Origin of the sequence: Streptomyces sp. R28 (assembly GCF_041052385.1) — a bacterium.
Classification (GTDB): Bacteria; Actinomycetota; Actinomycetes; order Streptomycetales; family Streptomycetaceae; genus Streptomyces.
This window is the reverse complement of the sequence record NZ_CP163439.1, coordinates 1,613,477-1,638,258: the sequence shown is the minus strand read 5'-3', so window position 1 is coordinate 1,638,258 and position 24,782 is coordinate 1,613,477. Positions and strand designations below refer to the sequence as shown.

Annotated in this window: 24 protein-coding genes; 17 read left to right on the top strand and 7 right to left on the bottom strand. The window is 70.1% G+C overall.

The window, feature by feature from the left end; translation table 11 throughout:
- Positions 1–28: 28 nt before the first annotated feature.
- Positions 29–559, bottom strand: coding sequence for a gamma carbonic anhydrase family protein (locus AB5J49_RS07020; RefSeq protein ID WP_369175068.1), 531 nt, complete (start codon positions 557–559; stop codon positions 29–31).
- A gap of 110 nt (positions 560–669) precedes the next feature.
- On the opposite strand from AB5J49_RS07020, the gene AB5J49_RS07015 reads away from it, so the two are divergent.
- The gene (locus tag AB5J49_RS07015) at positions 670–1,467 is read left to right on the top strand and encodes an acyltransferase (RefSeq protein WP_369167581.1); all 798 of its coding nucleotides are present in this window, start codon (positions 670–672) and stop codon (positions 1,465–1,467) included.
- Between the two features lies 1 nt (position 1,468).
- Here AB5J49_RS07015 and AB5J49_RS07010 read toward each other — a convergent pair whose 3' ends face one another.
- Positions 1,469–2,326: an EamA family transporter gene (locus tag AB5J49_RS07010; RefSeq protein WP_369167580.1), complete on the bottom strand. Its 858-nt coding sequence runs from the start codon at positions 2,324–2,326 to the stop codon at positions 1,469–1,471.
- 123 nt (positions 2,327–2,449) lie between these two features.
- Here AB5J49_RS07010 and AB5J49_RS07005 point away from each other — a divergent pair, with 123 nt between their 5' ends.
- A complete protein-coding gene (locus AB5J49_RS07005) occupies positions 2,450–3,022 on the top strand; it encodes a helix-turn-helix domain-containing protein (RefSeq protein ID WP_369167579.1) in 573 nt (190 codons plus the stop codon).
- Positions 3,023–3,078: 56 nt separating this feature from the next.
- Positions 3,079–3,636 carry a YbaK/EbsC family protein gene (locus AB5J49_RS07000; RefSeq protein WP_369167578.1) on the top strand — a complete coding sequence of 186 codons (558 nt, stop codon included), beginning with the start codon at positions 3,079–3,081 and terminating at the stop codon, positions 3,634–3,636.
- 2 nt (positions 3,637–3,638) lie between these two features.
- On the opposite strand, the gene AB5J49_RS06995 is transcribed toward AB5J49_RS07000, so the two are convergent.
- Positions 3,639–4,730: a cation diffusion facilitator family transporter gene (locus tag AB5J49_RS06995; protein ID WP_369167577.1), complete on the bottom strand. Its 1,092-nt coding sequence runs from the start codon at positions 4,728–4,730 to the stop codon at positions 3,639–3,641.
- A gap of 62 nt (positions 4,731–4,792) precedes the next feature.
- On the opposite strand from AB5J49_RS06995, the gene AB5J49_RS06990 reads away from it, so the two are divergent.
- Together AB5J49_RS06990 and AB5J49_RS06985 are read left to right on the top strand one after the other, a co-directional pair.
- Positions 4,793–5,152: an ArsR/SmtB family transcription factor gene (locus AB5J49_RS06990; RefSeq protein ID WP_369167576.1), complete on the top strand. Its 360-nt coding sequence runs from the start codon at positions 4,793–4,795 to the stop codon at positions 5,150–5,152.
- An 89-nt stretch (positions 5,153–5,241) separates the two neighbouring features.
- Positions 5,242–6,621 (top strand): SMI1/KNR4 family protein, encoded by a 1,380-nt coding sequence (locus tag AB5J49_RS06985; RefSeq protein WP_369167575.1) that lies wholly within the window; start codon positions 5,242–5,244, stop codon positions 6,619–6,621.
- On the opposite strand, the gene AB5J49_RS06980 is transcribed toward AB5J49_RS06985, so the two are convergent.
- Both AB5J49_RS06980 and AB5J49_RS06975 read right to left on the bottom strand, forming a co-directional pair.
- Positions 6,622–7,845, bottom strand: a complete 1,224-nt coding sequence (locus AB5J49_RS06980; RefSeq protein WP_369167573.1) for a 4-hydroxybenzoate 3-monooxygenase — start codon at positions 7,843–7,845, stop codon at positions 6,622–6,624. It lies immediately after the preceding gene.
- Positions 7,846–7,934: 89 nt separating this feature from the next.
- A complete protein-coding gene (locus AB5J49_RS06975) occupies positions 7,935–8,342 on the bottom strand; it encodes a CoA-binding protein (RefSeq protein ID WP_369167572.1) in 408 nt (135 codons plus the stop codon).
- A gap of 455 nt (positions 8,343–8,797) precedes the next feature.
- On the opposite strand from AB5J49_RS06975, the gene AB5J49_RS06970 reads away from it, so the two are divergent.
- The 5 genes from AB5J49_RS06970 to AB5J49_RS06950 all read left to right on the top strand — a co-directional run bounded on the left by AB5J49_RS06970 (position 8,798) and on the right by AB5J49_RS06950 (position 13,568).
- On the top strand, positions 8,798–9,883 hold the full coding sequence (locus AB5J49_RS06970) for an S-(hydroxymethyl)mycothiol dehydrogenase (RefSeq protein ID WP_369167571.1): 1,086 nt from the start codon (positions 8,798–8,800) through the stop codon (positions 9,881–9,883).
- Positions 9,883–10,512, top strand: coding sequence for an MBL fold metallo-hydrolase (locus AB5J49_RS06965; RefSeq protein WP_369167570.1), 630 nt, complete (start codon positions 9,883–9,885; stop codon positions 10,510–10,512). Before AB5J49_RS06970 ends, AB5J49_RS06965 begins: the two co-directional genes overlap by 1 nt.
- 216 nt (positions 10,513–10,728) lie before the next feature.
- Positions 10,729–11,091, top strand: a complete 363-nt coding sequence (locus tag AB5J49_RS06960) for a bifunctional 3-phenylpropionate/cinnamic acid dioxygenase ferredoxin subunit (protein ID WP_369167569.1) — start codon at positions 10,729–10,731, stop codon at positions 11,089–11,091.
- Positions 11,088–12,251, top strand: a complete 1,164-nt coding sequence (locus AB5J49_RS06955) for an NAD(P)/FAD-dependent oxidoreductase (protein ID WP_369167567.1) — start codon at positions 11,088–11,090, stop codon at positions 12,249–12,251. The genes AB5J49_RS06960 and AB5J49_RS06955 overlap by 4 nt, the downstream gene beginning before the upstream one ends.
- Before the next feature lie 186 nt (positions 12,252–12,437).
- Entirely contained in the window at positions 12,438–13,568 is a 1,131-nt protein-coding gene (locus AB5J49_RS06950; RefSeq protein ID WP_369167565.1) for an aromatic ring-hydroxylating dioxygenase subunit alpha, read from the top strand.
- Between the two features lies 1 nt (position 13,569).
- On the opposite strand, the gene AB5J49_RS06945 is transcribed toward AB5J49_RS06950, so the two are convergent.
- Entirely contained in the window at positions 13,570–14,316 is a 747-nt protein-coding gene (locus AB5J49_RS06945; protein WP_369175067.1) for an IclR family transcriptional regulator, read from the bottom strand.
- 201 nt (positions 14,317–14,517) lie between these two features.
- Between AB5J49_RS06945 and betA the strand changes: the two genes are divergently transcribed.
- From betA to AB5J49_RS06930, 3 genes are read left to right on the top strand one after another with little or no spacing between them, the layout of a single operon-like run.
- A complete protein-coding gene (gene betA, locus AB5J49_RS06940) occupies positions 14,518–16,188 on the top strand; it encodes a choline dehydrogenase (protein WP_369167563.1) in 1,671 nt (556 codons plus the stop codon).
- 3 nt (positions 16,189–16,191) lie between these two features.
- A complete protein-coding gene (locus AB5J49_RS06935; RefSeq protein ID WP_369167561.1) occupies positions 16,192–17,028 on the top strand; it encodes a 5,10-methylenetetrahydrofolate reductase in 837 nt (278 codons plus the stop codon).
- A 12-nt stretch (positions 17,029–17,040) separates the two neighbouring features.
- Positions 17,041–17,883 (top strand): alpha/beta fold hydrolase, encoded by an 843-nt coding sequence (locus AB5J49_RS06930; protein ID WP_369167559.1) that lies wholly within the window; start codon positions 17,041–17,043, stop codon positions 17,881–17,883.
- Between the two features lie 85 nt (positions 17,884–17,968).
- Here the strand turns inward: AB5J49_RS06930 and purU are convergent, their stop codons facing one another.
- Positions 17,969–18,850, bottom strand: a complete 882-nt coding sequence (gene purU, locus AB5J49_RS06925; RefSeq protein ID WP_369167557.1) for a formyltetrahydrofolate deformylase — start codon at positions 18,848–18,850, stop codon at positions 17,969–17,971.
- A 218-nt stretch (positions 18,851–19,068) separates the two neighbouring features.
- Between purU and AB5J49_RS06920 the strand changes: the two genes are divergently transcribed.
- Genes AB5J49_RS06920 through AB5J49_RS06905 form a run of 4 tightly spaced genes read left to right on the top strand, consistent with a single transcriptional unit; the run spans position 19,069 to position 24,662 of the window.
- Entirely contained in the window at positions 19,069–20,538 is a 1,470-nt protein-coding gene (locus tag AB5J49_RS06920) for an aldehyde dehydrogenase family protein (protein WP_369167556.1), read from the top strand.
- A 20-nt stretch (positions 20,539–20,558) separates the two neighbouring features.
- On the top strand, positions 20,559–21,644 hold the full coding sequence (locus AB5J49_RS06915; protein WP_369167555.1) for a glycine betaine/L-proline ABC transporter ATP-binding protein: 1,086 nt from the start codon (positions 20,559–20,561) through the stop codon (positions 21,642–21,644).
- Positions 21,644–23,662, top strand: a complete 2,019-nt coding sequence (locus tag AB5J49_RS06910) for an ABC transporter permease (RefSeq protein WP_369167554.1) — start codon at positions 21,644–21,646, stop codon at positions 23,660–23,662. Before AB5J49_RS06915 ends, AB5J49_RS06910 begins: the two co-directional genes overlap by 1 nt.
- 13 nt (positions 23,663–23,675) lie before the next feature.
- Positions 23,676–24,662, top strand: a complete 987-nt coding sequence (locus AB5J49_RS06905) for an ABC transporter substrate-binding protein (protein WP_369167553.1) — start codon at positions 23,676–23,678, stop codon at positions 24,660–24,662.
- The last annotated feature ends 120 nt before the right edge of the window (positions 24,663–24,782 follow it).

Genomic DNA, 24,782 nt, shown 5'->3' with positions numbered 1-24,782 from the left:
ACATGCGGCCCGCAGACCGCACACAGCCTTACTCCCCGTGCTCTTCCCGATGAGCCTTCGCCAACTCGGCATACATGGTTCCGTTGAGTGTGACGCCCTGCTGCTCTTCCTCGCTCAGAGGCCGCCTGACCTTCGCCGGCACCCCCGCCACCAGCGACCCGGGCGGCACCTGCATCCCCTGCGGCACCAACGCCTGCGCGGCCACCAGAGACCCGGCACCGATCACGGCACCGTTCAGCACAGTCGCCCCCATCCCGATGAGGCAGTCGTCCCCGACAGTCGCCCCATGCACGACGGCGTTGTGACCGACCGACACCCTCTCCCCGATGCTCACCGGGAACCCGGGGTCGGCATGCAGCGTGCAGTTGTCCTGGATATTGGACTGGGCCCCCACGGAGATCCGCTCCACGTCACCCCGCACCACCGCGCCGTACCAGACACTGGCCCCCGCCTGAAGCGTCACGTCGCCGATCACCGACGACGTCGGCGCCACGAAAGCCTCCCCGTCGATCTTCGGTTCCCTGCCCCCGATACCCATGACCAGCGCCTTGTGCGTCATCGCCCTCTCCTTGCCGCCGACGTAGTAGACGAACCGTACGACACCCGGTGGGGCGAAGATCACAGGCCCTCGACCGCATGAGGGAGCCGAACGCTCAGTACGGTAAGCGGGTGCTCAAGCGCAAGAACACGTTCTCGTCCTGGCGGCGCAGCCTCACGCAGCGCGCCGTCCACGCGGGCTGGGCCTGGGCGCAGCGCACGGGTTCGGTGACCGCCGAGAACCCCGGCCGATTCCACTTCGGCTCGATCGGCGAAGCCACCCGCCTCGCCTTCCCGCTCGGCACGGTCTTCGGCGAACCCTGGATCCACCTCGGCTCCCACTGCATCGTCGGCGAACAGGTGACGCTGACCGCCGGTCTGATGCCCGACCTCGACCTCGGCCCGGAGCCGATCCTGCGCATCGGGGACGGCGTCGTGCTGGGCCGCGGCAGCCATGTCATCGCCGACACGACGGTCACCATCGGCAGCGACTGCTACTTCGGGCCGTACGTCTACGTCACGTCCACGAACCACTCGTACGACGACCCGCACGAGCCCATCGGCAAGCAGTGGCCGCGCATGGAGCCGGTCGAGATCGGCCCGGGGTGCTGGATCGGCACCGGGGCCGTGATCCTGCCCGGCGCGCGGATCGGGCGGAACGTGGTGGTCGCGGCCGGTGCGGTGGTCCGGGGCGTAGTGCCCGATCACGCCGTGGTGGCGGGGGCGCCCGCCCGTGTCGTACGGCGCTGGACGCCCGACGACGGCTGGCAGCCGCCGTTGCGGACCCCGGCGCCGGTGCCGATCCCCGACGGTGTCACGCCCGAGCAGCTACAGGCGCTGGCCGAGCTGGACGAGGAGACGGCGGCGAAACTGGCCGCGTTGGACGGGGAGGCGGCTGCTCGACTGGCTCAGGTGGACGCGGAGTCCTGAGTCAGCCGGTCGCCAGCAGCAGGGTGCCCACCAGCGCGAGCCCCGCACCCGCGGCCTGCACCGTCTGCAACCGCTCCCTGAGTACGCCGCGCGCGGCCAGGGCGGTCACCACCGGATAGAGCGAGGCCAGCACGGCGGCCACGGTCACCGGGCCGAGGTGGGCGGCGACCACGTAGGTGCCGTTCGCCGCGACATCGGCGAGGCCGACGAAGGCGAGCGCCGGCAGTGAACGCCAGGGGAAGCCGCCGTCCGGAAGGGCGGCGCCGCCCCGCCGCACGGAGACGTACAGCGCGAGGCCGCCCGCCGCGACGTTGACCACGCGCTGTACGAAGAGCGCCAGGAACAGGCCGGTGATGGTGGTCGACGCCTCCGCGATCAGTGCGAACACCGTGCCGAAGCCGAAGGCCGCGACCAGCGTGAGCAGGATCGCCTGCCGCTGCACCGGCGCGCCCCGCAGCTGCGGTCCGCCCGCGAGTACGACACCGAGCACGGCGACCGCGATCCCCGCGACCTGCATCAGGCCGGGCCGCTCACCGACGAAGAGGCCCACACCGACCGGGACCGCCACTCCCACGGTGCCGAGCGGGGAGACGACTCCCATCGGGCCCAGCGCGAGCGCCTTGTAGAAGCAGAGCAGGGCGACCGGGCCCACCACGCCGGCGGCGACCGCGAACCACAGCTGGTCACCGGCCTCGCTCCAGCCACCGGTGGCCACCACGATCACGCCGAGCACGGCAGCGGCGATCGCCTGCGAGACGACCACCACCGTGAGCGCCGGGGTGCGCCGGGTCAGCAGTCCGCCGCCGAAGTCGGCCAGCCCCCACAACAGGCTGGTGGCCAAGGCGAAGAGTGCTGTCACGGGTGCCTCGCAGTACAGTTCGGTGCACGATGGGGTCCATCCCACCGTAGTGCAGTGAACTGAACCCTGTCATCCAGAATATTTGACTCCGAAAAGTGATGGGCGACTGACAATGGACGGAATGTGGCGGACCTCGACCTGCTGACCCAGTCCCTGGCGCGCAACGTCAAGCACTGGCGGGCGGTGCGCGGCTTCACCCTGGACGTGCTCGCGGCCAGGGCCGGCGTCAGCCGCGGCATGCTCATCCAGATCGAGCAGGCACGCACCAACCCGAGCCTCGGCACGGTGATCAAGATCGGCGACGCGCTCGGGATCAGCATCACCACCTTGCTGGACTACGAGCAGGGCCCGAAGGTACGCGTCGTCTCGGCCGACCAGGTGGTACGGCTGTGGCACACCGACGCGGGCAGCTACAGCAGGCTCCTCGCGGGCACCGAGGCGCCGGGCCCGCTGGAGATGTGGGAGTGGCGGCTGATGCCGGGCGAGAGCAGCAGCTCGGACCCGCACCCCGCCGGCACCTTCGAGATCGTCCATGTCACGGCGGGCGAGCTGACCCTCACCGTCGAGGACACGGAGCACCGCGTCCCGGCCGGCGCGAGCGCCACCTTCGAGGCCAACGCCCCCCACACATACGGCAATCGGGGCGACGTCCCGACGGAGTGGGTGCTCGCGGTGTCGGTGCCGCCCGTCCGCTGAGATACCCGCCCGGGATACCCGGCCGACGGCCCGCGCGGTGCTGTTAGCGTGCGGTCATGGACGCACCCATCGGACGCTTCGACAACGCCACCCCCGCTCCCGACTGCCTCGACGACCTCACCCGCCCGGTCGCCGACGCCGTACGCCACTGGATCGGCAGCGTCCCCGCCGACCAGATCGTCTACGTCGAGACCGACCCGCAGTGGGCCGACACCGCCGTCTTCGTGGAGCACTACGGGCAGGAACTGCTCGAGCGGTCCGCGAACTGCGTGGTCGTCGCGGGCAAGCGCGGCGGCGAGACGACGCTGGCCGCGTGCGTGGTGCTGTCCACCACCCGGGTCGACGTGAACGGTGCCGTGCGCCGTCAACTCGGCGCCCGCAAGGCGTCGTTCGCCTCGATGGACACGGCGACCGGCGAGACCGGCATGGAGTACGGCGGCATCACTCCGATCGGACTGCCCGACGGCTGGCCGGTGCTGGTGGACTCGGCCGTCGTCGACCTCCCGTACGTCCTGGTCGGCAGCGGGCGCCGGCGCGGCAAACTGCTGGTGCCGGGCAAGGCGTTCGCCCAGCTGCCGGGGGCGGTCGTACTGGAGGGGCTCGGCGTCGCCTGAGCTCAGGCCGCGGTGTGGTGCGCGAGGGCCAGGTGCGGATCCGCCTCGCCCGGCACCGGTGCGGGGTCGGCGTGCACCAGGGCCGCGGTGAGCCGGGGCACGGCGTGCAGCAGGGCGTGTTCGGCGTCGACGGCGATGGCGTGCGCCTGCCGTACCGTCGCCTCGCCGTCCACGACGACCGCCACCTCGGCGCGCAGCCGGTGGCCGATCCAGCGCAACCGCAGCTCGCCCACCTCACGCACGCCCGCGACCTCTCGCAGCGCCTGCTCGGCCCGGTCCACGAGGGCCGGGTCCACGGCGTCCATCACCCGCCGGAACACCTCGCGCGCCGCGTCCCGCAGCACCAGCACGATCGCGGCCGTGATCGCCAACCCCACGATCGGGTCCGCGAGTTGCCACCCCAGCGCCGCGCCACCCGCGCTCAACAGGACGGCCAGTGAGGTGAATCCGTCCGTACGGGCATGCAGTCCGTCCGCGACGAGCGCGGCCGAGCCGATCGCCCGGCCGACCCGGATCCGGTAGCGGGCCACCCACTCGTTGCCCGCGAACCCGACGAGCGCGGCCACGGCGACGGCCGGTATCTGTGCCACGGGGCGCGGATCGAGGAGGCGGTCGACGGCCGTCCACGCCGCGAAGGCCGCGGACGCGGCGATCGTCAGCACGATGGCGATGCCCGCGAGGTCCTCGGCCCGCCCGTAGCCGTAGGTGAAGCGACGCGTCGCCGCGCGCCGGCCCAGCATGAAGGCGATCCCGAGCGGTACGGCGGTCAGCGCGTCCGCGGTGTTGTGCACCGTGTCGCCGAGCAGTGCCACCGAACCGGAGGCGACCACCACGACCGCCTGAGCCAGCGCCGTCCCCCCGAGCACGGCCAGCGACACCCACAGCGCGCGCATGCCGCGGGCCGAGGACTCCAGGGCGGAGTCCAGCTTGTCGGCCGTCTCGTGGGAGTGGGGTTTGAGGAGGTGGGCGAGGCGGTGGCGGAGGGGGGACGGGGGATGGCTGTGCCCGTGCCCTTGCGTGTGCGGGTGTCCGTGTCCGTGTCCGTGTGCCTGCTCGTGGTGGTCGTGGTGCCCGTGCGAGTGGCCGTCGCTCACAGCGATCCCCTTCAGGTGCGTGGGAGTGGACGCGTGACCGCCCACGACGCCATTATGTGCGTATGAGCGCACGCATGCACCTATCACCTGCACTCGATGCGCACCCGCGCACCCCGGGCGAGGAACAGTTCGCGCTCGCCGCCGAACTCCTCGCCCTGCTCGGCGACCGCACCCGCCTCACGTTGCTGCATGCCCTGACGGCAGGAGAGGCCGACGTCACGACGCTCACCGAGGCCTGCGGCGCGGCGCGGCCCGCCGTCAGCCAGCATCTGGCGCGGCTGCGTCTCGCGGGGCTGGTGAACACGCGCAAGGAGGGGCGTCGGGTGATCTACTCCCTGCGCGACGCCCATCTGCGCCGCCTCGTCGACGAGGCGCTGAACGTGGCCGACCACCGGCTCAGCGACCGGCCCCTGCACGACTGACCTGCACGTCTGACCTGCACGTCTGACCGAGCGCCGGCTTCGGTGATAATCGGCTCCGCCACGCCCGACGGAACGACCGGAGGCCACCGTTGCCCTCGATACACGACTTTGCCACCTGGGAGCCCGTGCTGCGGCTCCTGAGGGCGAGCAACGCGGAGAGCCTCGCCGCGCCGGGCGGCCACGTGGCGGGACGCATCGACCATCACGGGTGGAGTCTTCCCCTGCGGCGCCGACGTCCGCGTCCCGGGCGAGCCGCCCAAGTCGAGGACCACCAGGACGAGTTCGATGCGGCGGAGCGGGTGCGGGGCGCGCTCGCGGAGGCCGGCGTCGACGGTGTCTCGTTCGGGGCGGAGATCTCCGCGGCCGGGCGGACCGTACTCCATCTGCTCGGGCCCAGCCCAGCTGTGGAGCCCGGCATCGGCGGCCCGCACCCGAGTGCGCTCGTGCTGGTCGAGGGGGCCGTCCCAGAGCCCTGGCGCCGTCTGCCCGTACCCGTGCCCGGGGCGGCGCCGTCCCCGTCGGCGGACCCGGCCGCGCTGGAGCGGACGCTGCGCGAGCGCATCCCCGATGCCATCGGCGCGACCGAGGTGGAGATCGCCGCCGCGGAAGCCCGCCTCGGCGTCGCGCTGCCCGACGAGCTCAAAGGGCTCTATCGGGTGACGCGGGCGCGGTGGGAGGACTGGGGCGACTACGAGACGGCGGAGCGTGTCCACGACGCCGTCGGCTGCGAGCTGTTCTCCCTGGACGGCCTGTACGTCGCCGACGCGCCGAGCCGTCCCTGCTCGTGGCGGTTCGCGGCCATGGAAGCGGTCGTGACCCCGCCCGACGCCGTGGTGCAAGGGGTGGTCGGCTCGCCCGGGTGGCTCGTCTTCGGTGACACCGGCGGCGGCGACCGGATCGCAGTCGACCTGACTCCCGGTCCGCACGGACACCCGGGGCAGATCATCGTTCTCGATCACGAGGAGAACATCGGCGCACACCTGCTCGCGGAGTCGCTCACCGACCTGGTGCTGAACCGGCGCGAGGACTGGTACTCCGGCCGGCGCGGGGACGAGCTGCCGGCCGTGGCCAGGGTCAACAGGGCAAGCCTGCCGAGTGTCCTGGCCGCCGCACACCCGGAGTTGGAGGTCCTGTCCATCGGTGGGTGGGACGGCGAGCCGCTCAGCCTCGCCCCCGTCACCGGCCTGCCCCGCCTGCGCACCCTCACCGCCTACCCGGGCACGCTCGCCGACCCGCTGGAGATCGCCGAGCTGACCGGGCTCGAGTTCCTGGAGCTCGGGCCGCGGGAGTGGCGCGTTCTCCTCGATGCCGGAGCCGTCCCGCGCAGCCTGTCGGCCGCCGCCATCGAGGTGCGCGGCGATCAGCACCCGCTCCCGATCGTGGACCTCGCCAACGAGATCCTCGCCCTCTGGGACCGCCCCCCGATCCCCCGGACCGTCCTCGAAGGCGACCTCGGTGACGAGGCGTAGTCAGTAGTCGGCGTTCTTGCCCAGGTACTGCTCGGCGAACGCCCTGGCCGCCGTCGAGGAGCCGAAGATACGGCGGAGACGGGCCAGGGTGGTGCCCGCGCGGTAGGGATCGCCCGACGACGTGCCGTGGTAGACCTCGGAGAGCCAGTGGGAGAACTCCTGGTAGTCCCACACCCGGCCGAGACAGGCCTCCGAGTAGCCGTCCAGGCCGGTGCCGTCGCCCTTCGTGAGGTGCGCGACGAGTCCGTCGCCGAGCAGGAAGGCGTCGTGCAGGGCGAGGTTCATGCCCTTGGCGGCGATGGGGGCGGTCAGGTGGGCGGCGTCGCCGGCCAGGAAGAGGCGGGCGAACACCATGGGCTCGACCACGTAGTTGTGCATGTCGAGGACGCGTTTCTCGATCAGCCGCCCCTCCGTCAGCGGCGGCGCGCCGTTCGCCCCGAGCCGCTGCTGCAGCTCCGTCCAGACCCGGTCGTGCGGCCAGCTCTCCGGGTCGTCGCCGGGCGGGCACTCGAGGTAGTAGCGGGTCACCTCGGCGCTGCGCGCCATGTGCCCGGCGAACCCGTTCGGATGCATGCCGAACAGGACGCAGTCGGAGGACGGCGGCGCCTCGGCGAGCAGCGCCAGCCAGCCGATGCCGTAGTCACTGCGGGAGATGTGGGCCCGGTCGGCCGGCAGCGCGGCGCGCGTCACCCCGCGCGCCCCGTCGCAACCCGCCACGAAGTCGCAGTGCACGACCTCCCGTCGACCCGTCTCGGGGCAGGTGTACGACACCGAGGGGCGGTCGGTGTCGAGGTCGTGCAGCTCCACGTCCCGTACGCCGAAGCGAATGGCGCCGCCACGCACGTCCGCGTACTCGCGCACCAGGTCCGTCACCAGGAACTGCTGGGGGTAGACCCAGTGATGAACCCCCGTGAGCTCCGCGTACGCGAACCGGTAGCGCTCCCCGGCGAACCGGAACTCGCACTCGCTGTGTCGCTGCGCCCGCTCCAGCAAGGTGTCCGCGAGGCCCCGCTGCTGGAGTCCGCGTACGGCCCCCTCCTCGAGGACCCCGGCCCGCGGCCGCTGCTCGATGAACGGGCGTGTCTCGATCTCCAGGACCAGACAGTCGACGGACGCCGCCCGCAGGATGTTGCCGATGGTGAGACCGGCCGGTCCGGCGCCGAGGATGACGACCGGGAAGCGTTGCGGGGCACCGGAGTTGGTGTGGGGGGAGGCGGAAGTCACCCGAGCATTATGGGGCGGCTGACGTGGGGAAGGGAGGGGAGTGGAGGGCTCCGGGGTGCTCGGTGCGGCGGCGAAGTGTCGCCGCCCGGTCAGCCCAGGCGCGGGATCTCGATCGCCGGGCAGCGGTCCATGACCATGTCGAGGCCGGCGGCGCGGGTGCGGTCGTAGGCGGCCTCGTCGATGACGCCGAGCTGGAACCAGACGGCCTTGGCGCCGATGGCCGCGGCTTCGTCGGCGACGGCCCCGGCGAGGTCGCTGTTGACGAACACGTCGACGACGTCGACTTCGAAGGGGATCGCTTCCAGCGAGGGGTATCCCTGTTCCCCGTGGACCGTCTCCGCCTTCGGGTGCACGGGCACGATGCGCTTGCCGAAGCGCTGGAGGACGTCGGCGACCCCGTATGCCGCACGCCGCTCGTTCGTCGACAGGCCCACGATGGCCCAGGTGTCACCGACCTCGGTGAGGATCTTGCGCACTGTCGCAGGGTCGCCGTACACGCTGGGCCTCCATGGGTTCGGGCAGGGCTGCCACTGCGGACAACAGCCGGTGGCGTGGGGTGATTCCCCGAGGCGGTGGCTGGACGGTCCGTCTGCGCCGGCGGGGTCCCGGTGTGGGTCTTCGACGTGGTCCAGCAGTGTCCGATCGCTACGGTGATCGATGGTCGGGTCACGAGAAGCGCGACGGCGACGTCAGGCTCCGCGTCGGTCCCGCCACCTCCACCCACGGCCCGGACTCCACGCCGTCCCAGCAGTCCGCGCAGCCCACCTCCTCCCCTCACTGAGAGCGGCGGGGCGTTGGCGCCGCTGTGCCACGCTCCCGCCCGGCCGAGGGCACCGTCGTCGCGCTCCTTGACCCCCGGTCGGCGCATCCAGGATGCTGTGTTGCGACACGCGAGGTGTGTGCCGTAATGAGCAACATCTGATTCAAGTCTCGAACCAGCCGAGGAGTGGCCATGACGCATCAGGTCCGTGCTGTCGTCGCGCGGGGCAAGGGCGCCCCCGTCAGCCTGGAAACGATCATCGTGCCCGACCCGGGTCCGGGTGAGGCGCTGGTGAAGATCGAGACCTGCGGGGTCTGCCACACCGATCTGCACTATCGCGAGGGCGGCATCAACGACGACTTCCCGTTCCTGCTGGGCCACGAGGCCGCGGGGGTCGTGGAGTCGGTGGGGGAGGGGGTCACCGACGTCGCTCCCGGCGACTTCGTCATCCTCAACTGGCGTGCGGTGTGCGGGCAGTGCCGGGCCTGTCTGCGTGGACGGCCCTGGTACTGCTTCGACACCCACAACGCCAAGCAGAAGATGACCTTGCTCGATGGCACCGAGCTCTCACCGGCGCTGGGCATCGGCGCGTTCGCGGAGAAGACGCTGGTCGCGGCCGGGCAGTGCACCAAGGTCTCCCCGACCGCGTCGGCGGCGGCCGCCGGTCTGCTGGGGTGTGGCGTGATGGCGGGCATCGGCGCGGCCATCAACACCGGGAACGTCGGACGGGGTGATTCGGTCGCCGTCATCGGCTGCGGCGGTGTCGGGGCCGCGGCGATCGCCGGGGCGAACCTCGCGGGCGCGGCGAAGGTCATCGCCGTCGACATCGACGACCGCAAGCTGGAGACCGCCGCGAAGCTGGGCGCGACCCACACCGTCAACTCCAAGGAAGCCGACGCGGTCGAGGCGATCCGCGAGCTGACCGGCGGCTTCGGCGCCGACGTCGTCATCGAGGCGGTGGGCCGCCCGGAGACGTACAAGCAGGCCTTCTACGCCCGCGACCTCGCCGGCACGGTCGTCCTGGTCGGCGTGCCCACCCCGGAGATGAAGCTCGACCTGCCGCTGCTGGACGTCTTCGGCCGCGGCGGCGCGCTGAAGTCCTCCTGGTACGGCGACTGCCTGCCGAGCAGGGACTTCCCGATGCTGATCGACCTCTATCTCCAGGGTCGGCTCGACCTGGACGCCTTCGTCACGGAGACCATCGCGCTGGACGAGGTCGAGAAGGCCTTCGAGCGGATGCACCACGGTGACGTGCTGCGGTCGGTGGTGGTCCTCTGATGGCCGCCCGCATCGAACACCTCGTCACCTCCGGGACGTTCTCGCTGGACGGTGGCACCTGGGACGTCGACAACAACGTATGGATCGTCGGAGACGACACCGAGGCGATCGTCATCGACGCCGCGCACGACGCCGAGGCCATCGCCCGAGCCGTCGGCGGGCGCACCCTGCGGGCCATTGTGTGCACCCACGCCCACAACGACCACATCGATGCCGCGCCCGCCCTCGCCGAGCGCACCGGAGCCCCGGTCCTCCTCCACCCGGACGACCTGCCGCTGTGGAAGCAGACCCACCCCGACAGGGCGCCGGACGCCGAACTGGCCGACGGTCAGACCATCGCGGTGGCCGGCGTCGAGCTGACCGTGCTGCACACACCGGGCCACGCCCCCGGCGCGGTCTGCCTGTATGCCCCTGCCCTGGCGGCCCTGTTCAGCGGCGACACGCTGTTCGCCGGCGGGCCCGGGGCGACCGGAAGGTCGTACAGCCACTTCCCGACCATCGTCGAGTCGATCCGGGACCGGCTGCTGACGCTTCCGGAAGACACCGTCGTGCACACCGGACACGGGGCGACGACCACCGTCGCCGCCGAGGCCCCGCACCTGCAGGAGTGGCTCGACCGCGGCTTCTGACGCCCACCGGCGACCCTCGCACGCCCGCCCTCGACTCGTGGTCATCGCGAGTCGATGCGGCGGGCTGCTGTTGTTCTATGTGAGTTGAGTTCTCTATGGCGCAACGAAATGAATGGCTGCGGAGTGCCCTCTGAACGCCTTGACAAGGGTTCTGGGCGACCCCAGACTGATGTTGCGCTTACCGCAATCCGTTTCGTTATACGCACCCGAGGTGTCATGATGATTCCCGCGTGCCGTCTCGAGGACCTTCCGCGAGGCGAGGCCCACCGGCTCGACATCGATCCGCCGGTCTCGGTGTTCCACACCGACGACGGCGAACTCTTCGCCATCGACGACACCTGCACCCACCAGGACGCGTCGCTCGCCGACGGCTGGCTGGAGGGTTGCGAGGTGGAATGCCCGCTGCATGCTTCCAAGTTCGACCTGAGGACCGGCGCGGTCGACGCCCCGCCGGCCAAGCTTCCGGTCCGGACGCACGAGGTCTTCGTCGAGGACGGCATGATCCACGTCCGCCTGTCCATGGATGCGCCCAACCTGCCGCCGTGCATCGCAGCCCGGCTCGCCGGGGGTCCCGCGTGAGGACCGTCGCCGTGGTCGGCGCCTCACTGGCCGGTCTGTCGGCGGCGCGCTCACTGCGCAAGCAGGGCTACGACGGGCGGCTGGTCGTCATCGGGGACGAGTTCCACCGCCCGTACGACAGGCCCCCGCTGTCCAAGGAGTTCCTGGCCGGCACCCTCGGTGAGGGTGAACTCGCCCTGGAGGCGGACGGCGAGGACCTGGGGGTGGAGTGGCTGCTCGGTGCCCAGGCCGTCGAACTCGACCACGCCGGCCGTGCTGTCCGGCTCGCCGACGGGCGGGAGGTGCACGCCGACGGCTTCGTCATCGCGACCGGCGCCGCGGCGCGCACCCTGCCCGGTTCCGAGGGGCTGGCCGGAGTGCACACCCTGCGCACCTTGGACGACGCCCGCGCCCTGCGCGACGAACTGGCCCGTGGCGGACGGCTGGTGGTGATCGGCGGCGGCTTCATCGGAGCCGAGGTCGCCTCCACCGCGTACGCCCTCGGGCTCGACGTGACCGTCGTGGAGGCGGCCCCGACACCGCTCGCCGGACCGCTCGGCGAGACCATGGGCGCCATCGTCTCCGCCCTCCACGCCGACCACGGCGTGCGGCTGGTGTGCGGTGTGGGTGTCAAGGGGCTGAGCGGGGAGACCCGGGTCGACGCCGTTCTGCTGGAGGACGGCCGAGGCCTCCCCGCCGACATCGTCGTGGTCGGTGTGGGCGCACGCCCGTGCGTCGAGTGGCTGGAAGGTTCCGGCATCGCCCTCGACAACGGCGTCAAGTGCGGCGCCGACGGCCGCACCAACCTGGCCGGGGTGGTCGCGGTCGGCGACTGTGCCAACTGGTACGACCCGCGCGCGGGTCTCCATCGCCGTGTCGAGCACTGGACCGGTGCGCGCGAGCGCCCCGACGCCGCGGTCGCCACGCTGCTGGCGGGCGGTGCGGTGCAACCGGGTGTGCCCCGGCCGCCGTACTTCTGGTCCGACCAGTACGGCGTGAAGATCCAGTTCGCCGGTCACGCGGCCGGCGCGGACAGCGTCACCATCGAGGCAGGCGCTGCCGACGACCGCGACGTCCTGGCCGTCTACCGGCGGGCCGGGCGCCCGGTCGCCGTGCTCGGGATGAACCAGCCGCGGCTGTTCATGCGCCGGCGCAAGGAACTCGCCGCCGACGCGTCTTGACACCGCCTCAGCGGCATCTCATGCTGCGGTTGCGTATCACACGCGATGTTGCTCCATGCGAAACACTTGTGTGCAACGCTTCATACACAACGCTTCATACGCAACGCTCCCTTCACAACACCGTCCGGAGTCGCTCTTCCCGGCGCGTGAATGACCCCTCCACGACGTTCTCCCGAGGAGTGCACCGTGACCTCGACCAGCCTGCCGGACAGCCTGATCGCCACTCTCCCCGGCTCCTCCTATACGGACCCGGGGATCTTCGCCCAGGAGCAGGAGCGCATCTTCGAGACCATGTGGTTCTGCGTGGCGCGCGCCTGTGAGCTGGCGAAGCCCGGTGCCTTCCGCACCGTCGACGTGGGCCGCGAGAGCATCCTCGTCACCCGGGCCCGGGACAACTCCATACGCGCGTACTTCAATGTGTGCCGGCACCGCGGGGCCAAGCTCTGCACCGAGGAGACCGGCGAGGTCAAGCGGGCCTTCCAGTGCCCGTACCACGCCTGGACGTACGACCTGAACGGCAAGCTCGTCGCGGCGCCCAACCTCACCAAGATGCCCGACGTGGGCCGTACCGAGTACGGCCTGGTGAGCGTGGCCGTGCGCGAGTGGCTCGGCTATGTGTGGGTCTGTCTCGCGGAGAACCCGCCCTCCTTCGAGGAGGAGGTCATGGGTGAGATCGTTGCCCGCCTGGGCGATGTCGAGTCGATCGAGCACTACGACATCGACAACCTCTCCGTCGGCAAGCGGATCGTGTACGACGTGAAGGCGAACTGGAAGCTCATCATCGAGAACTTCATGGAGTGCTACCACTGCGCCACCATCCACCCCGAACTCACCGAGGTGCTCCCGGAGTTCGCGGACGGTTACGCCGCCCAGTACTACGTGGGTCACGGCGCGGAGTTCGGCGAGGACGTCCAGGGTTTCACCGTCGACGGCACCGAGGGCCTGGACCGCATTCCCGGGGTCGCCGCCGACCAGGACCGCCGCTACTACGCGATCACCGTCAGGCCCCAGGTGTTCATCAATCTCGTGCCCGACCACGTGATCTTCCACCGGATGTATCCGGTGTCCGTGGACCGCACGATCGTCGAGTGCGACTGGCTGTATCTGCCGCATGTCGTCGAGAGCGGGAAAGACGTCAGCCGGTCCGTGGAACTCTTTCACCGGGTCAACCAGCAGGACTTCGACGCCTGCGAGCGCACCCAGCCCGCGATGAGCTCCCGGATGTACGCCAAGGGCGGCGTACTGGTGCCCAGCGAGCACCACATCGGCGCCTTTCACGACTGGGTGAACGAGCGCCTGGGCACCCCTCGGGGGTGAGTCAGCCCAGGTAGCCCATCCGGTGGCTGATCTCCTGGGCGCCCTTGAGCAGCACCGGGGAGAGCTCGTGCAGGCGCTCCTCGGTGAGCCGGTACCCGGGTCCGGATGCGCTGAGCGCCGCGATGACCTCGCCGTCACGGTTGCGGACCGGGGCGGCCATCGCGTGCAGACCGACCTCCAACTCCTCCAGAGTGAAGGAGTAGCCCCGCTCCCGCGCCTCGGCGAGGTTCTTCTCGAGCTTCGTCTTCGCGGTGATGGTGCGCGGGGTGACCTTCTTCATGCCGGTGGAGGCCAGCAGTGCGGCGCGCTCCTTCGCAGGCATGTACGCCAGCAAAATCTTGCCGCTTGAGGTGGCGTGCAAGGGAGTCAGCTGGCCGACCCAGTTGTGTGCGGTGATGGCTCCCGGACCGCGTACCTGGTACAGGTTGATCGCGTAGTGCTCCTGCATGACCGCGATGTTGACGGTCTCGCCGAGTTCCTCGGCGAGACGTTCGCAGACCGGACGGCCCTGCTGGGTGATGTCGATACGGCCAGTGACCGCGCCGGCCAGGCGAACGATGCCGAAGCCGAGCCGGTACTTGCCGCGCTCGCCGGCCTGCTCCACCAGCCCGCGTGCCTCCAGGGCGCCGAGCAGGCGGAAGGCGGTGGACTTGTGCACGTCGATCTCGCCCGCCACCTCGCTGACGCCCGCTTCACCGCGCTGGGCGAGGATCTCCAGAACGCTGATGGCGCGGTCCACCGACTGCACGCCGCCCGCTTGTGAATTCGACGTTTCTGTGTCAGGGCTGTAGTTGCTCACAGTGAAACTATACGCGTAGTAAACAACACCACTGCAAGTAATGCCGTTGAAACGAGGCCTCGGAAGTTGCGTCGTTCGCAACCTGGTGCGTATGGCGCGACCGGGTCTAGCATGCCTCGCACATCTACGGCGCGAGCGAGACGAGGCACTATGGCTCCCCTGCAGTACGACTTCGTCATCGTCGGTGGCGGTTCGGCGGGCAGTGCACTGGCGAACAGGCTCTCCGCCGACCCGGCCAACCGGGTGCTGGTCCTGGAGGCGGGCCGGTCGGACTACCCGTGGGATGTCTTCATCCACATGCCCGCGGCGCTGACCTACCCGATCGGCAGCCGGTTCTACGACTGGAAGTACGAGTCCGAACCCGAGCCCCACATGGGCGGCCGGCGCGTCTACCACGCGCGCGGCAAGGTGCTGGGCGGCTCCAGCAGCATCAACGGCATGATCTTCCAGCGCGGCAACCCCATGGACTACGAGCGATGGGCGGCCGACCCCGGCATGGAGACCTGGGACTACGCCCACTGTCTGCCGTACTTCCGGCGCATGGAGAACTGTCTGGCCGCCGACCCGGACGACGAGTTCCGCGGCCACGACGGCCCCCTCGTCCTCGAACGCGGCCCGGCGACCAACCCTCTCTTCGGCGCCTTCCTCAAAGCCACCCAGGAAGCGGGCTACGCGCCCACGGACGACGTCAACGGCTACCGGCAGGAAGGCTTCGCGAAGTTCGACCGCAATGTCCACCGCGGTCGCCGACTGTCGGCCTCGAAGGCGTACCTCAAGCCCGCGATGAAGCGGCCGAACCTGACCGTCAGGACCCGCTCCCTCGTCACCCGCGTCCTCTTCGAGGGCAAGCGCGCCGTCGGCGTCGAGTACCGGCGCGGCCGGGGCGCGCTCCAGCAGGTCCGCGCCGGGGAGGTCATCCTCTGCGGCGGCGCCGTCAACTCCCCGCAGCTGCTCCAGCTCTCCGGCGTCGGCAATGCCGAGGAACTGCGCGCCCTCGGCGTCGACGTCGTCCACGACCTCCCGGGCGTCGGCGAGAACATGCAGGACCACCTGGAGGTCTACGTCCAGTACGCCTGCAGGCAACCCGTCTCCATGCAGCCGTACATGGCGAAGTGGCGCGCCCCCTTCATCGGACTGCAGTGGCTCTTCCGCAAGGGCCCGGCCGCCACCAACCACTTCGAGGCCGGCGGCTTCGCCCGCAGCAACGAGGACGTCGACTACCCCAACCTGATGTTCCACTTCCTGCCGATCGCGGTCCGTTACGACGGCTCCTCGCCCGCCGGCGGTCACGGCTACCAGGTCCACGTCGGACCCATGTACTCGGACGCCATCGGCTCGGTGAAGATCAAGAGCAAGGACCCGCGCGAACACCCGGCGCTGCGCTTCAACTACCTCTCCACCGAGCAGGACCGCCGCGAATGGGTCGAGGCGATCCGGGTGGCGCGGCGGCTCCTCAACCAGCCCGCGCTCGCCCCCTACAACGGCGGTGAGGTCTCGCCCGGCCCGAAGGTGGAGACGGACGAGGAGATCCTCGCCTGGGTCGCGAAGGAGGGCGAGACCGCCCTGCACCCGTCCTGCACCTGCAAGATGGGCACCGACGAGATGGCCGTCGTCGACCCCGCCAGCATGCGGGTGCACGGTGTGGAGGGCCTGCGCGTGGTGGACGCGTCGGTGATGCCCTACGTCACCAACGGCAACATCTATGCTCCCGTGATGATGATCGCAGAAAAGGCCGCCGACCTGATCCTCGGCAAGGAGCCGCTCGCGCCGTCGAAGGCCGCGTACTACCGCCACCGTGACGTCCAGAAGCAGGCGGAGTAGGCGTTGGGAACCACAGGGCTCCGGGCGCTGCTGGACAGCGTCCGCTACGAGGTGCTGCCCGCGAAGGCGACCGAGGACAAGGTGCTCGCCCATGTCCCGCGCGACGTCGTCGTCACCGTGACGGCGTCGCCGGTCAAGGGCCTGGAACCGACCCTCGACCTGACCGGCCGGCTGGCGGCGCACGGCTACCGGGTCGTCCCGCATGTGCCGGCGCGGCTGCTGCGGGACGACCTGCACCTGAAAGAGGTCGCGGACCGGCTCCGCGAGGCGGGCGTGGACGACGTCTTCGTGCCGGCCGGCGACTCCGATCCGCCCGCCGGCGTCTACGACGGGGCGCTGCCGGTGCTGCGCAGGCTGAGCGAGCTGGGCGGCCCCTTCGCCCACGTCGGCGTCACCGGCTACCCCGAGAGCCATCCGCTCATCCACGACGACGTCACCATCCAGGCGATGTGGGACAAGCGCGAGCACGCCACGTACATCGTGAGCAACCTGTGCTTCGACCCACGGGTGCTGGGGGACTGGATCTTTCGTATACGGCGGCGGGGGGTCGCCCTGCCGGTCCAGGTGGGCATCGCGGGGCCCGTGCAGCGGGCGAAGCTGCTGGCGATGGCCACGAAGATCGGGGTGGGGGAGTCGACGCGCTTCCTGACGAAGCACGCCTCGTGGTTCGCGCGTTTCGCGGCTCCTGGAGGGTATGCCCCCGATCGGCTGCTGACCCGCGCGGAGGAGGCCCTCACCGCACCCTCGGCGGGGGTGGCGGGCCTGCACCTGTTCACCTTCAACCAGATCGCCGAGACGGAGCAGTGGCGCCGCGCGCTGCTGGACCGGCTGGGCGGCTGAACCGGGAGAAGGATGGCGACCGACACCGACTGGCAGCTGACCCGAACCTTCACCAGCACGGCAGGTGACGTCCGCTGGGACCGGCTGGGGCCGCCCGGTCGGCCGCCGGTCGTCCTGCTGCACGGCACCCCCTTCTCGTCGTACGTCTGGCGTGCCGTCGCCCGCTCGCTCGCCCGTCACCACCAGGTGTTCGTCTGGGACATGCCCGGCTACGGAACCTCCGAGAAGGCGGCGGGACAGGACGTGTCCCTGGCCGCGCAGGGCCGTGTTTTCACCGAACTCCTGGCCCACTGGGGCCTTGCGGAACCCCTCGTGGTCGCCCACGACTTCGGCGGCGCCGTCGCCCTGCGGGCGCATCTGCTGCACGGCGCCCGCTACCGGGCCCTCGCCGTGGTGGATCCGGTCGCACTGGCACCGTGGGGATCCCCGTTCTTCCGGCTCGTCGGCGAGCACGCCGACGTGTTCGAGCGGCTACCGCCCGCCCTGCACGGCGCGCTGGTGCGCGAGTACGTCGGGTCCGCCAGCAGCCCGGGCCTTCACCCCGCGGTCCTCGACCGGCTCGTCGAGCCCTGGCTCGACGGCCCCGGCCAGGCGGCCTTCTACCGGCAGATCGCCCAGGCGGACCAGCGCTACACCGACGAGATCCAGGACCACTACACCGGGATCGGCATCCCCACGCTCGTCTGCTGGGGCGAGGACGACACCTGGATCCCGGTGGCGAAGGGGCGCGAGCTCGCCGCTCTCGTCCCAGGCGCGCGATTCGAACCGATCCCCGGCGCGGGCCACCTCGTCCAGGAGGACGCCCCCGCGCAGCTCACGGCCGCGCTCATCGCCTTCCTCCAACAGCCTTCGTGACCTGGGGGCGGCGCGCACTGGGTCGTATACGAGTCGAATGCGACAAAGGGGGGACCGGAACCCGGTCCCCCCTTTGTGGTGCGGCTCAGCGGAAGACCACCGTGCGGTTGCCGTCGACCATCACGCGGCTCTCGCTGTGCCACTTCACCGCGTGCGCGAGCACCTGCGCCTCCACATCCCGCCCGACCGTGACCAGGTCGCCGGGGTCGAGTGAGTGGTCCACCCGGACCACGTCCTGCTCGATGATCTGCCCCTCGTCCAGGTCGGGCGTCACATAGTGCGCCGTCGCGCCGACGAGCTTCACCCCGCGCCGGTAGGCCTGCTCGTAGGGGCGCGCTCCCTTGAAGCTGGGGAGGAAGGAGTGATGGATGTTGATGGCGCGGCCCTCCAGCTCCTTGCACAGGTCGTCGGAGAGGACCTGCATGTAGCGGGCCAGCACCACCAGGTCGACGTCCAGCTCACGCACCAGCTCCAGCAGCCGTGCCTCGGCCTCGGGCTTGGTGTCCCGGGTCACCGGGATGTGGTGGAAGGGGATGCCGTAGGTCTCCGCGAGCCCTTCGAAGTCCCGGTGGTTGGAGACGATCGCGGGGATCTCGATGTTGAGGGCGCCGGTGCGCCGGCGGAAGAGCAGGTCGTTCAGGCAGTGGCCGAACCTGGACACCATGATCAGTGTCCGGGTCGGCGTGGCCGCTTCGCTGAGGGTCCAGGTGATGCCGTAGGCCTGGGCCACGGGACCGAATCGGTCACGCAGTTTTTCCAGCTCGACATTCGGATCCGAAACGTCGAAGTGGACCCGCATGAAGAAGCGGTCCTGAAGTCGGTCGTCGAACTGCTGGCTTTCCAGGATGTTGCCGGAGTTCCTGACGAGATAGCCGCTCACGGCGTGCACCAGTCCCGTGCTGTCCGGACAGGAGAGGGTGAGGACGTACTCACGGCCAGGGTGCGGTCGAGGGAACTTAGGGGACACGTCGGCCTCCGTCGGTGCGCATTGCACAACATGGTGAGCGATACGCAACATGGTCGGCTCGGCGCCGCCTGCGGTCAAGGGTGGCCGGGCAAGTGATCGCATGGTCAAATCGTCACCGGCCAACCCCTTGACGCGGGTCTGCGTTATTCGCCAGGGTGTTCCACCACAAGCAATCGGGTGCACGATGCGCAACGAATTTCGGTTGAAAGGCTCGGCGCGTGGCAGACCTGTATGTGGATGGCGAATGGCGGCACCCGGTGGCAGGCGGGCACCGGGACATCCGATGTCCCGCCGACGGCACGCTCGCGGCGACCGTCTCGGAAGCGACACGCCCCGACACCGAGGCCGCGATCGCCGCGGCCCGCCGTGCCTTCGACGCGGGGCACTGGCCGGACACCCCCGAGCGGGAGCGCGGCGCGCTGCTGCTGCGCACCGCCGACATCATCGAGCGCGACGCCAAGGCGTTCGCCCGCGCCGAGTCACTGGACACCGGCAAGCGGCTGGTGGAGAGCGAGTACGACATCGCCGATGTCGTCTCCTGCTTGCGCTACTACGGCGGCCTCGCGGGCAGCGACGCCGGCCGTGTGATCGACACCGGCCGCGACGACGCCGTGAGCCGGGTCGGCTACGAGCCGGTCGGTGTGTGCGGGCTCATCACCCCCTGGAACTACCCGCTGCTGCAAGCCAGTTGGAAGGTCGCCCCGGCGCTCCTCGCCGGCAACACGATCGTCCTCAAGCCCAGCGAGCTCACCCCCTCCACCTCGATCCTGCTGATGAAGGCGCTGGAGGAGGCAGGGCTCCCGGCCGGCGCCGCCAACCTCGTCCTGGGCGCGGGGCCCGAGGTGGGCGCACCGCTCGCCGAGGACCCGGCCGTGGACATGGTCTCCTTCACCGGAGGCCTTGAGACGGGCAAGCGGATCATGGCCACCGCCGCCGCGACCGTGAAGAAGGTCGCGCTGGAGCTCGGCGGCAAGAACCCCAACGTCGTCTTCGCCGACGCCGACTTCGAGACGGCCGTGGACTTCGCCCTCACGGCCGTCTTCCTGCACTCGGGGCAGGTCTGCTCGGCCGGGGCCCGGCTGATCGTCGAGGACACCCTGCACGACCGCTTCGTCGACGAGGTCGTCCGCCGGGCCCGGCAGATCCGCCTAGGCGGCCCCTTCGATCCCGAGGCCGAGACCGGAGCGCTGATCTCCGCACAGCACCTGGAGAAGGTCGAGGCGTACGTCGCCGCCGGCCTCGCCGAAGGCGCCGTACTGCGCTGCGGCGGCGCACGGCCCGCCGACCCCGCGCTGGCAGGCGGCCACTACTACCCGCCCACCGTGCTCGACGAGTGCCGGCAGGACATGCGTGTGGTGCACGAGGAGTCCTTCGGGCCCGTGCTCACCGTGGAGCGCTTCTCCGACGAGGACGACGCCGTACGCATCGCCAACGACACCGAGTACGGACTCGCCGGAGCCGTCTGGACGCAGGACGCCGGCAAGGCCCAGCGGGTCGCCCGGCGGATGCGCCACGGCACGGTGTGGATCAACGACTACCACCCCTATGTGCCGCAAGCGGAATGGGGTGGCTTCGGGCACTCGGGCGTGGGCCGGGAGCTGGGACCGACCGGCCTGAACGAGTACCGAGAGCCCAAGCACATCTGGCAGAACATCCAACCCCGGCCGCAGCACTGGTTCCGCGGCTGAACGCCGAAAGAAGGTCGAACGTGACCACACAGACCGAGGTGCCGCAGCGGCGCGGCACGCCCCAGGACTCGGGCCCCACCCCGGTCATCTCCGTGCGCAGGCTGTGGAAGGTGTTCGGGCCGAAGGCCGACCAGGTGCCGGACTCCGAGGAGTTGTGCGGGCTCACCCGCCGCGAGCTCATGGACCGTACCGGATGCACCGCCGCCGTACGCGACGTCCACTTCGACGTCTCGCCCGGCGAGGTCTTCGTCGTCATGGGCCTGTCCGGCTCCGGCAAGTCCACGCTGGTGCGCTGTCTGACCCGGCTGATCGAACCCACCGCCGGCGAGGTCGTCTTCGAGGGCGAGGACATCCGCCAGGCCGACGACAAGCGCCTGCGCGATCTGCGGCGCCGCAAGTTCTCCATGGTCTTCCAGCACTTCGGTCTGCTGCCCCACCGCCGCGTCCTCGACAACGTGGCGTTCGGGTTGGAGATCCGCGGCATGGGCAGGGCCGAGCGCCTCAAGCGGGCCCAGGAGGTCGTCGAGCTCGTCGGCCTCGCGGGCTACGAGAACTCCTACCCCGACCAGCTCTCCGGCGGTATGCAGCAGCGCGTCGGCCTCGCCCGTGCGCTGGCCGGCGATCCGGACGTGCTCTTCTTCGACGAGCCGTTCTCGGCGCTCGACCCACTCATCCGCCGGGACATGCAGAACGAGGTCATCCGGCTGCACCACGAGGTCGGCAAGACGATGGTGTTCATCACCCACGACCTCTCCGAGGCCCTCAAACTGGGCGACCGCATCCTGATCATGCGCGACGGCAAGATGGTCCAGTGCGGCACCGGCGACGAACTCGTCGGCGCCCCGGCGGACGACTACGTCCGTGAGTTCGTCAAGGACGTGCCGCGCGGTGACGTGCTCACCCTGCGCTGGATCATGCGCCCGCCGGCGGACGGCGACGCCCTGGACGGCCCCGAACTGGGCCCGGACGTCGTGGTGAAGGAGGCCACCCGGGCGGTGCTCGCGGCCGACAAGCCGGTCAAGGTGGTCGAGGACGGCAAGCTGCTCGGCATCGTCGGCGACGAGGAGATCCTCGCTGTGGTCGCCGGGCAGGAAGGCGGCGCGTGATGACCGTCGCCGTGGAGAAGACGGAGAAACCGGAGAAACCGCAGACGAGCGGGGCCGTCGAGCAGCCCGCTCCCGCCAAGGGTGTGCGCAGGGTCAGCCGGTCCATGCTGGTGGCCGCGATCCTGGTCGGCTGGCTGGTGCTGTTCCTGGTGCTGCGCGGCAAGCAGAACCTGGCCCTGGCGGCGGCCGACCTGACCGATCTGCACCGGTGGTTCAACGACGTCAACGACTCCATCGGCGCGAACCGCAACTCCAACCCGCTGTTCCTGTACTTCTTCAACGAGATCCGCCTGGTCATCGACTCCCTGGTGACCTTCGTCCAGGAGCTGATCTCACAGCCGTCCGCCGGCCGGCCCGTGCCGCAGATCGGCTGGCTCGGTGTCGTCGGCATCGCGGGCTATGTCTCCTGGGCCGTCGGCAACTGGCGGGTCGCGCTGCTGGCGGTGGCCGGCTTCACCTTCCTGGGCCTGCAGGGTCTGTGGCAGGAGAGCATGGACACGCTGGCGCTCACCGTCTCCGCAGTCTTCGTGGCGCTGGTGTTCGCGATCCCGCTAGGTGTGTGGGCGGGGCTGTCCGACCGGTTCAACCGGTTCGTGACGCCCTTCCTGGACCTCATGCAGACCATGCCGACCTTCGTCTACCTGGCACCGCTGACGCTGTTCTTCCAGATCGGCCCGGCCTCCGCCACGATCGCCACGCTGATCTACGCGGCGCCGCCGACGATCCGCATCACCGCGCACGCCATCCGCTCCGTCCCGGAGACGACGGTGGAGGCGGCCGACTCGCTGGGTGCCACGCGACGGCAGTCCCTCATGAAGGTCCTGCTGCCGATGTCCAAGCGGACCGTGGTGATGGGCGTCAACCAGACCATCATGGCCGCCCTGGCCATGGTGACCATCGCCGCCCTGATCGACGCGCCCGGCCTCGGCAAGACCGTCGTCCAGGCGCTCCAGACGCTGGACGTCGGCACGGCCTTCAACGCGGGTCTGGCCATCGTCGTCATGGCCATCGTGCTGGACCGGGTCACCACCGCGGCGAGCGCACGCGAGGAGACCGCCCGCTTTTCGAAGAACCGCTTCATCACCTGGCGACGCCCGCTGCTGGCGGCAGGTGCGGCGGTCACGGCGGTCCTGGCCTATCTGTCCCACACCTATCTGTGGGCCGCGGAGTTCCCCGGCGAGGGGAGCACCGGCAGCACCATCAGGAGCACGGCGGACAGCGTGACCACCTGGGTGCAGGACAACCTCTCGGGCGTCACCAACGCCTTCCGGGACGCCCTCACCAACAGTCTGCTCAACCCGTTCCAGGCGCTGCTCACGGACTCCCCGTGGTGGCTCGTCGGCGCGGCACTGATCGCACTCGCCGTAGTCCTCGGCGGCTGGCGCGCCGGTATCACCACGGCCGTCTGCGTGGGTCTGCTGGTCGGCACCGGCGTGTGGTCGGACGCCATGACCACGCTGGCGTCCACCCTTGTCGCCACGGTGCTCGTGATGCTGCTCGGCGTCGTCTTCGGCGTGTGGATGGGACGCAGCGCGCTGGTGGACCGGCTGCTGCGGCCCAGCCTGGACGCGGCACAGGTCATGCCGCCGTTCGTCTATCTCGTGCCGTTCCTCGCGCTGTTCGGCGCGACCCGCTTCACGGCGATCGTCGCCGCCGTGGTCTACGCGGCCCCCGTCGCCATGAAGATCATCGCGGACGGGGTGCGGAACGTGCCCGCGACGACCGTGGAGGCGGCCACCTCCACAGGGTGCAACACCTGGCAGATCATCACCAAGGTTCAGCTGCCGATGGCACGCGGCGCCCTGACTCTCGCGACCAACCAGGGCCTGATCTACGTGCTGTCGATGGTGGTGGTGGGCGGCCTCGTGGGCGCGGGCGCCCTCGGCTACGACGTCGTGGCCGGCTTCTCGCAGGGGCAGCTGTTCGGGAAGGGGCTCGCCGCAGGGCTGGCCATCGTCCTTCTCGGAGTCATGTTCGACCGGATCACTCAGGCAGCGGCGCGGCGTACCAGCGCGTAAGGAGCAACTGACCATGGCAAGGCAAGCAAGACAGTGGAGAGTCGGCGCGGCCGGCATAGCGGGCGTAGCTGTTATCGGACTGACCCTCTCCGCCTGCGGTGGTGCGAAGGTCGGAGACAGCTCCTCGGATGCCGGCGGCTCGGGCGGCTCCGGCAAGTGCGGCACCTTCAACCTCGCGGTCAACCCGTGGGTGGGGTATGAGGCCAACGCGGCCGTCCTCGCCTACGTCGCGGAGCAGGACCTCGGCTGCAAGGTCACCAAGAAGGACCTGAAGGAAGAGATCGCCTGGCAGGGCTTCGGGACGGGCGAGGTCGACGCCGTCGTCGAGAACTGGGGTCACGACGACCTGAAGAAGAAGTACATCACTGACCAGAAGACCGCCGTCGAGGCTGGCCCGACCGGCAACGAAGGACTCATCGGTTGGTACGTGCCGCCGTGGCTGGCCAAGGCGCACCCGGACATCCTCGACTGGAACAACCTCGACAAGTACGCGGCCGAGTTCAAGACGTCCGAGTCCGGCGGCAAGGGCCAGCTCCTCGACGGCGACCCGTCGTTCGTCACCAACGACGAGGCCCTGGTGAAGAACCTGAAGCTGGACTACAAGGTCGTGTACGCGGGCAGTGAGACCGCCCTCATCCAGACCTTCCGCAAGGCGGAGAAGGACAAGGAATGGGTGATCGGCTACTTCTACGAGCCGCAGTGGTTCATGTCCGAGGTGCCGCTGAAGAAGGTCAAGCTGCCCGAGTACAAGACGGGCTGCGACGCCGACGCCGAGAAGGTGAACTGCGACTACCCCGTGTACAAGCTGGACAAGATCGTCAGCGCGAAGTTCGCCAAGTCGGGCAGCCCCGCCTATGACCTGGTGAAGAACTTCACCTGGACCAACGACGACCAGAACGTCGTGGCCAAGTACATCGCCGTGGACAAGATGACCCCCGAGGCGGCGGCCAAGAAGTGGGTCGAGGCCAACCGCGACAAGGTGGACGCCTGGATCAAGTAGACCCTTCACGGATGCCCGGTGGGTGGTGCGTACGGACGCGCACCGCCCACCGGGCATTGCTGTTCCCCGAGCCGTTCTCCCAGGCCGGTTTCCAAGCGTTCTCCGACGTCACCGGACCTC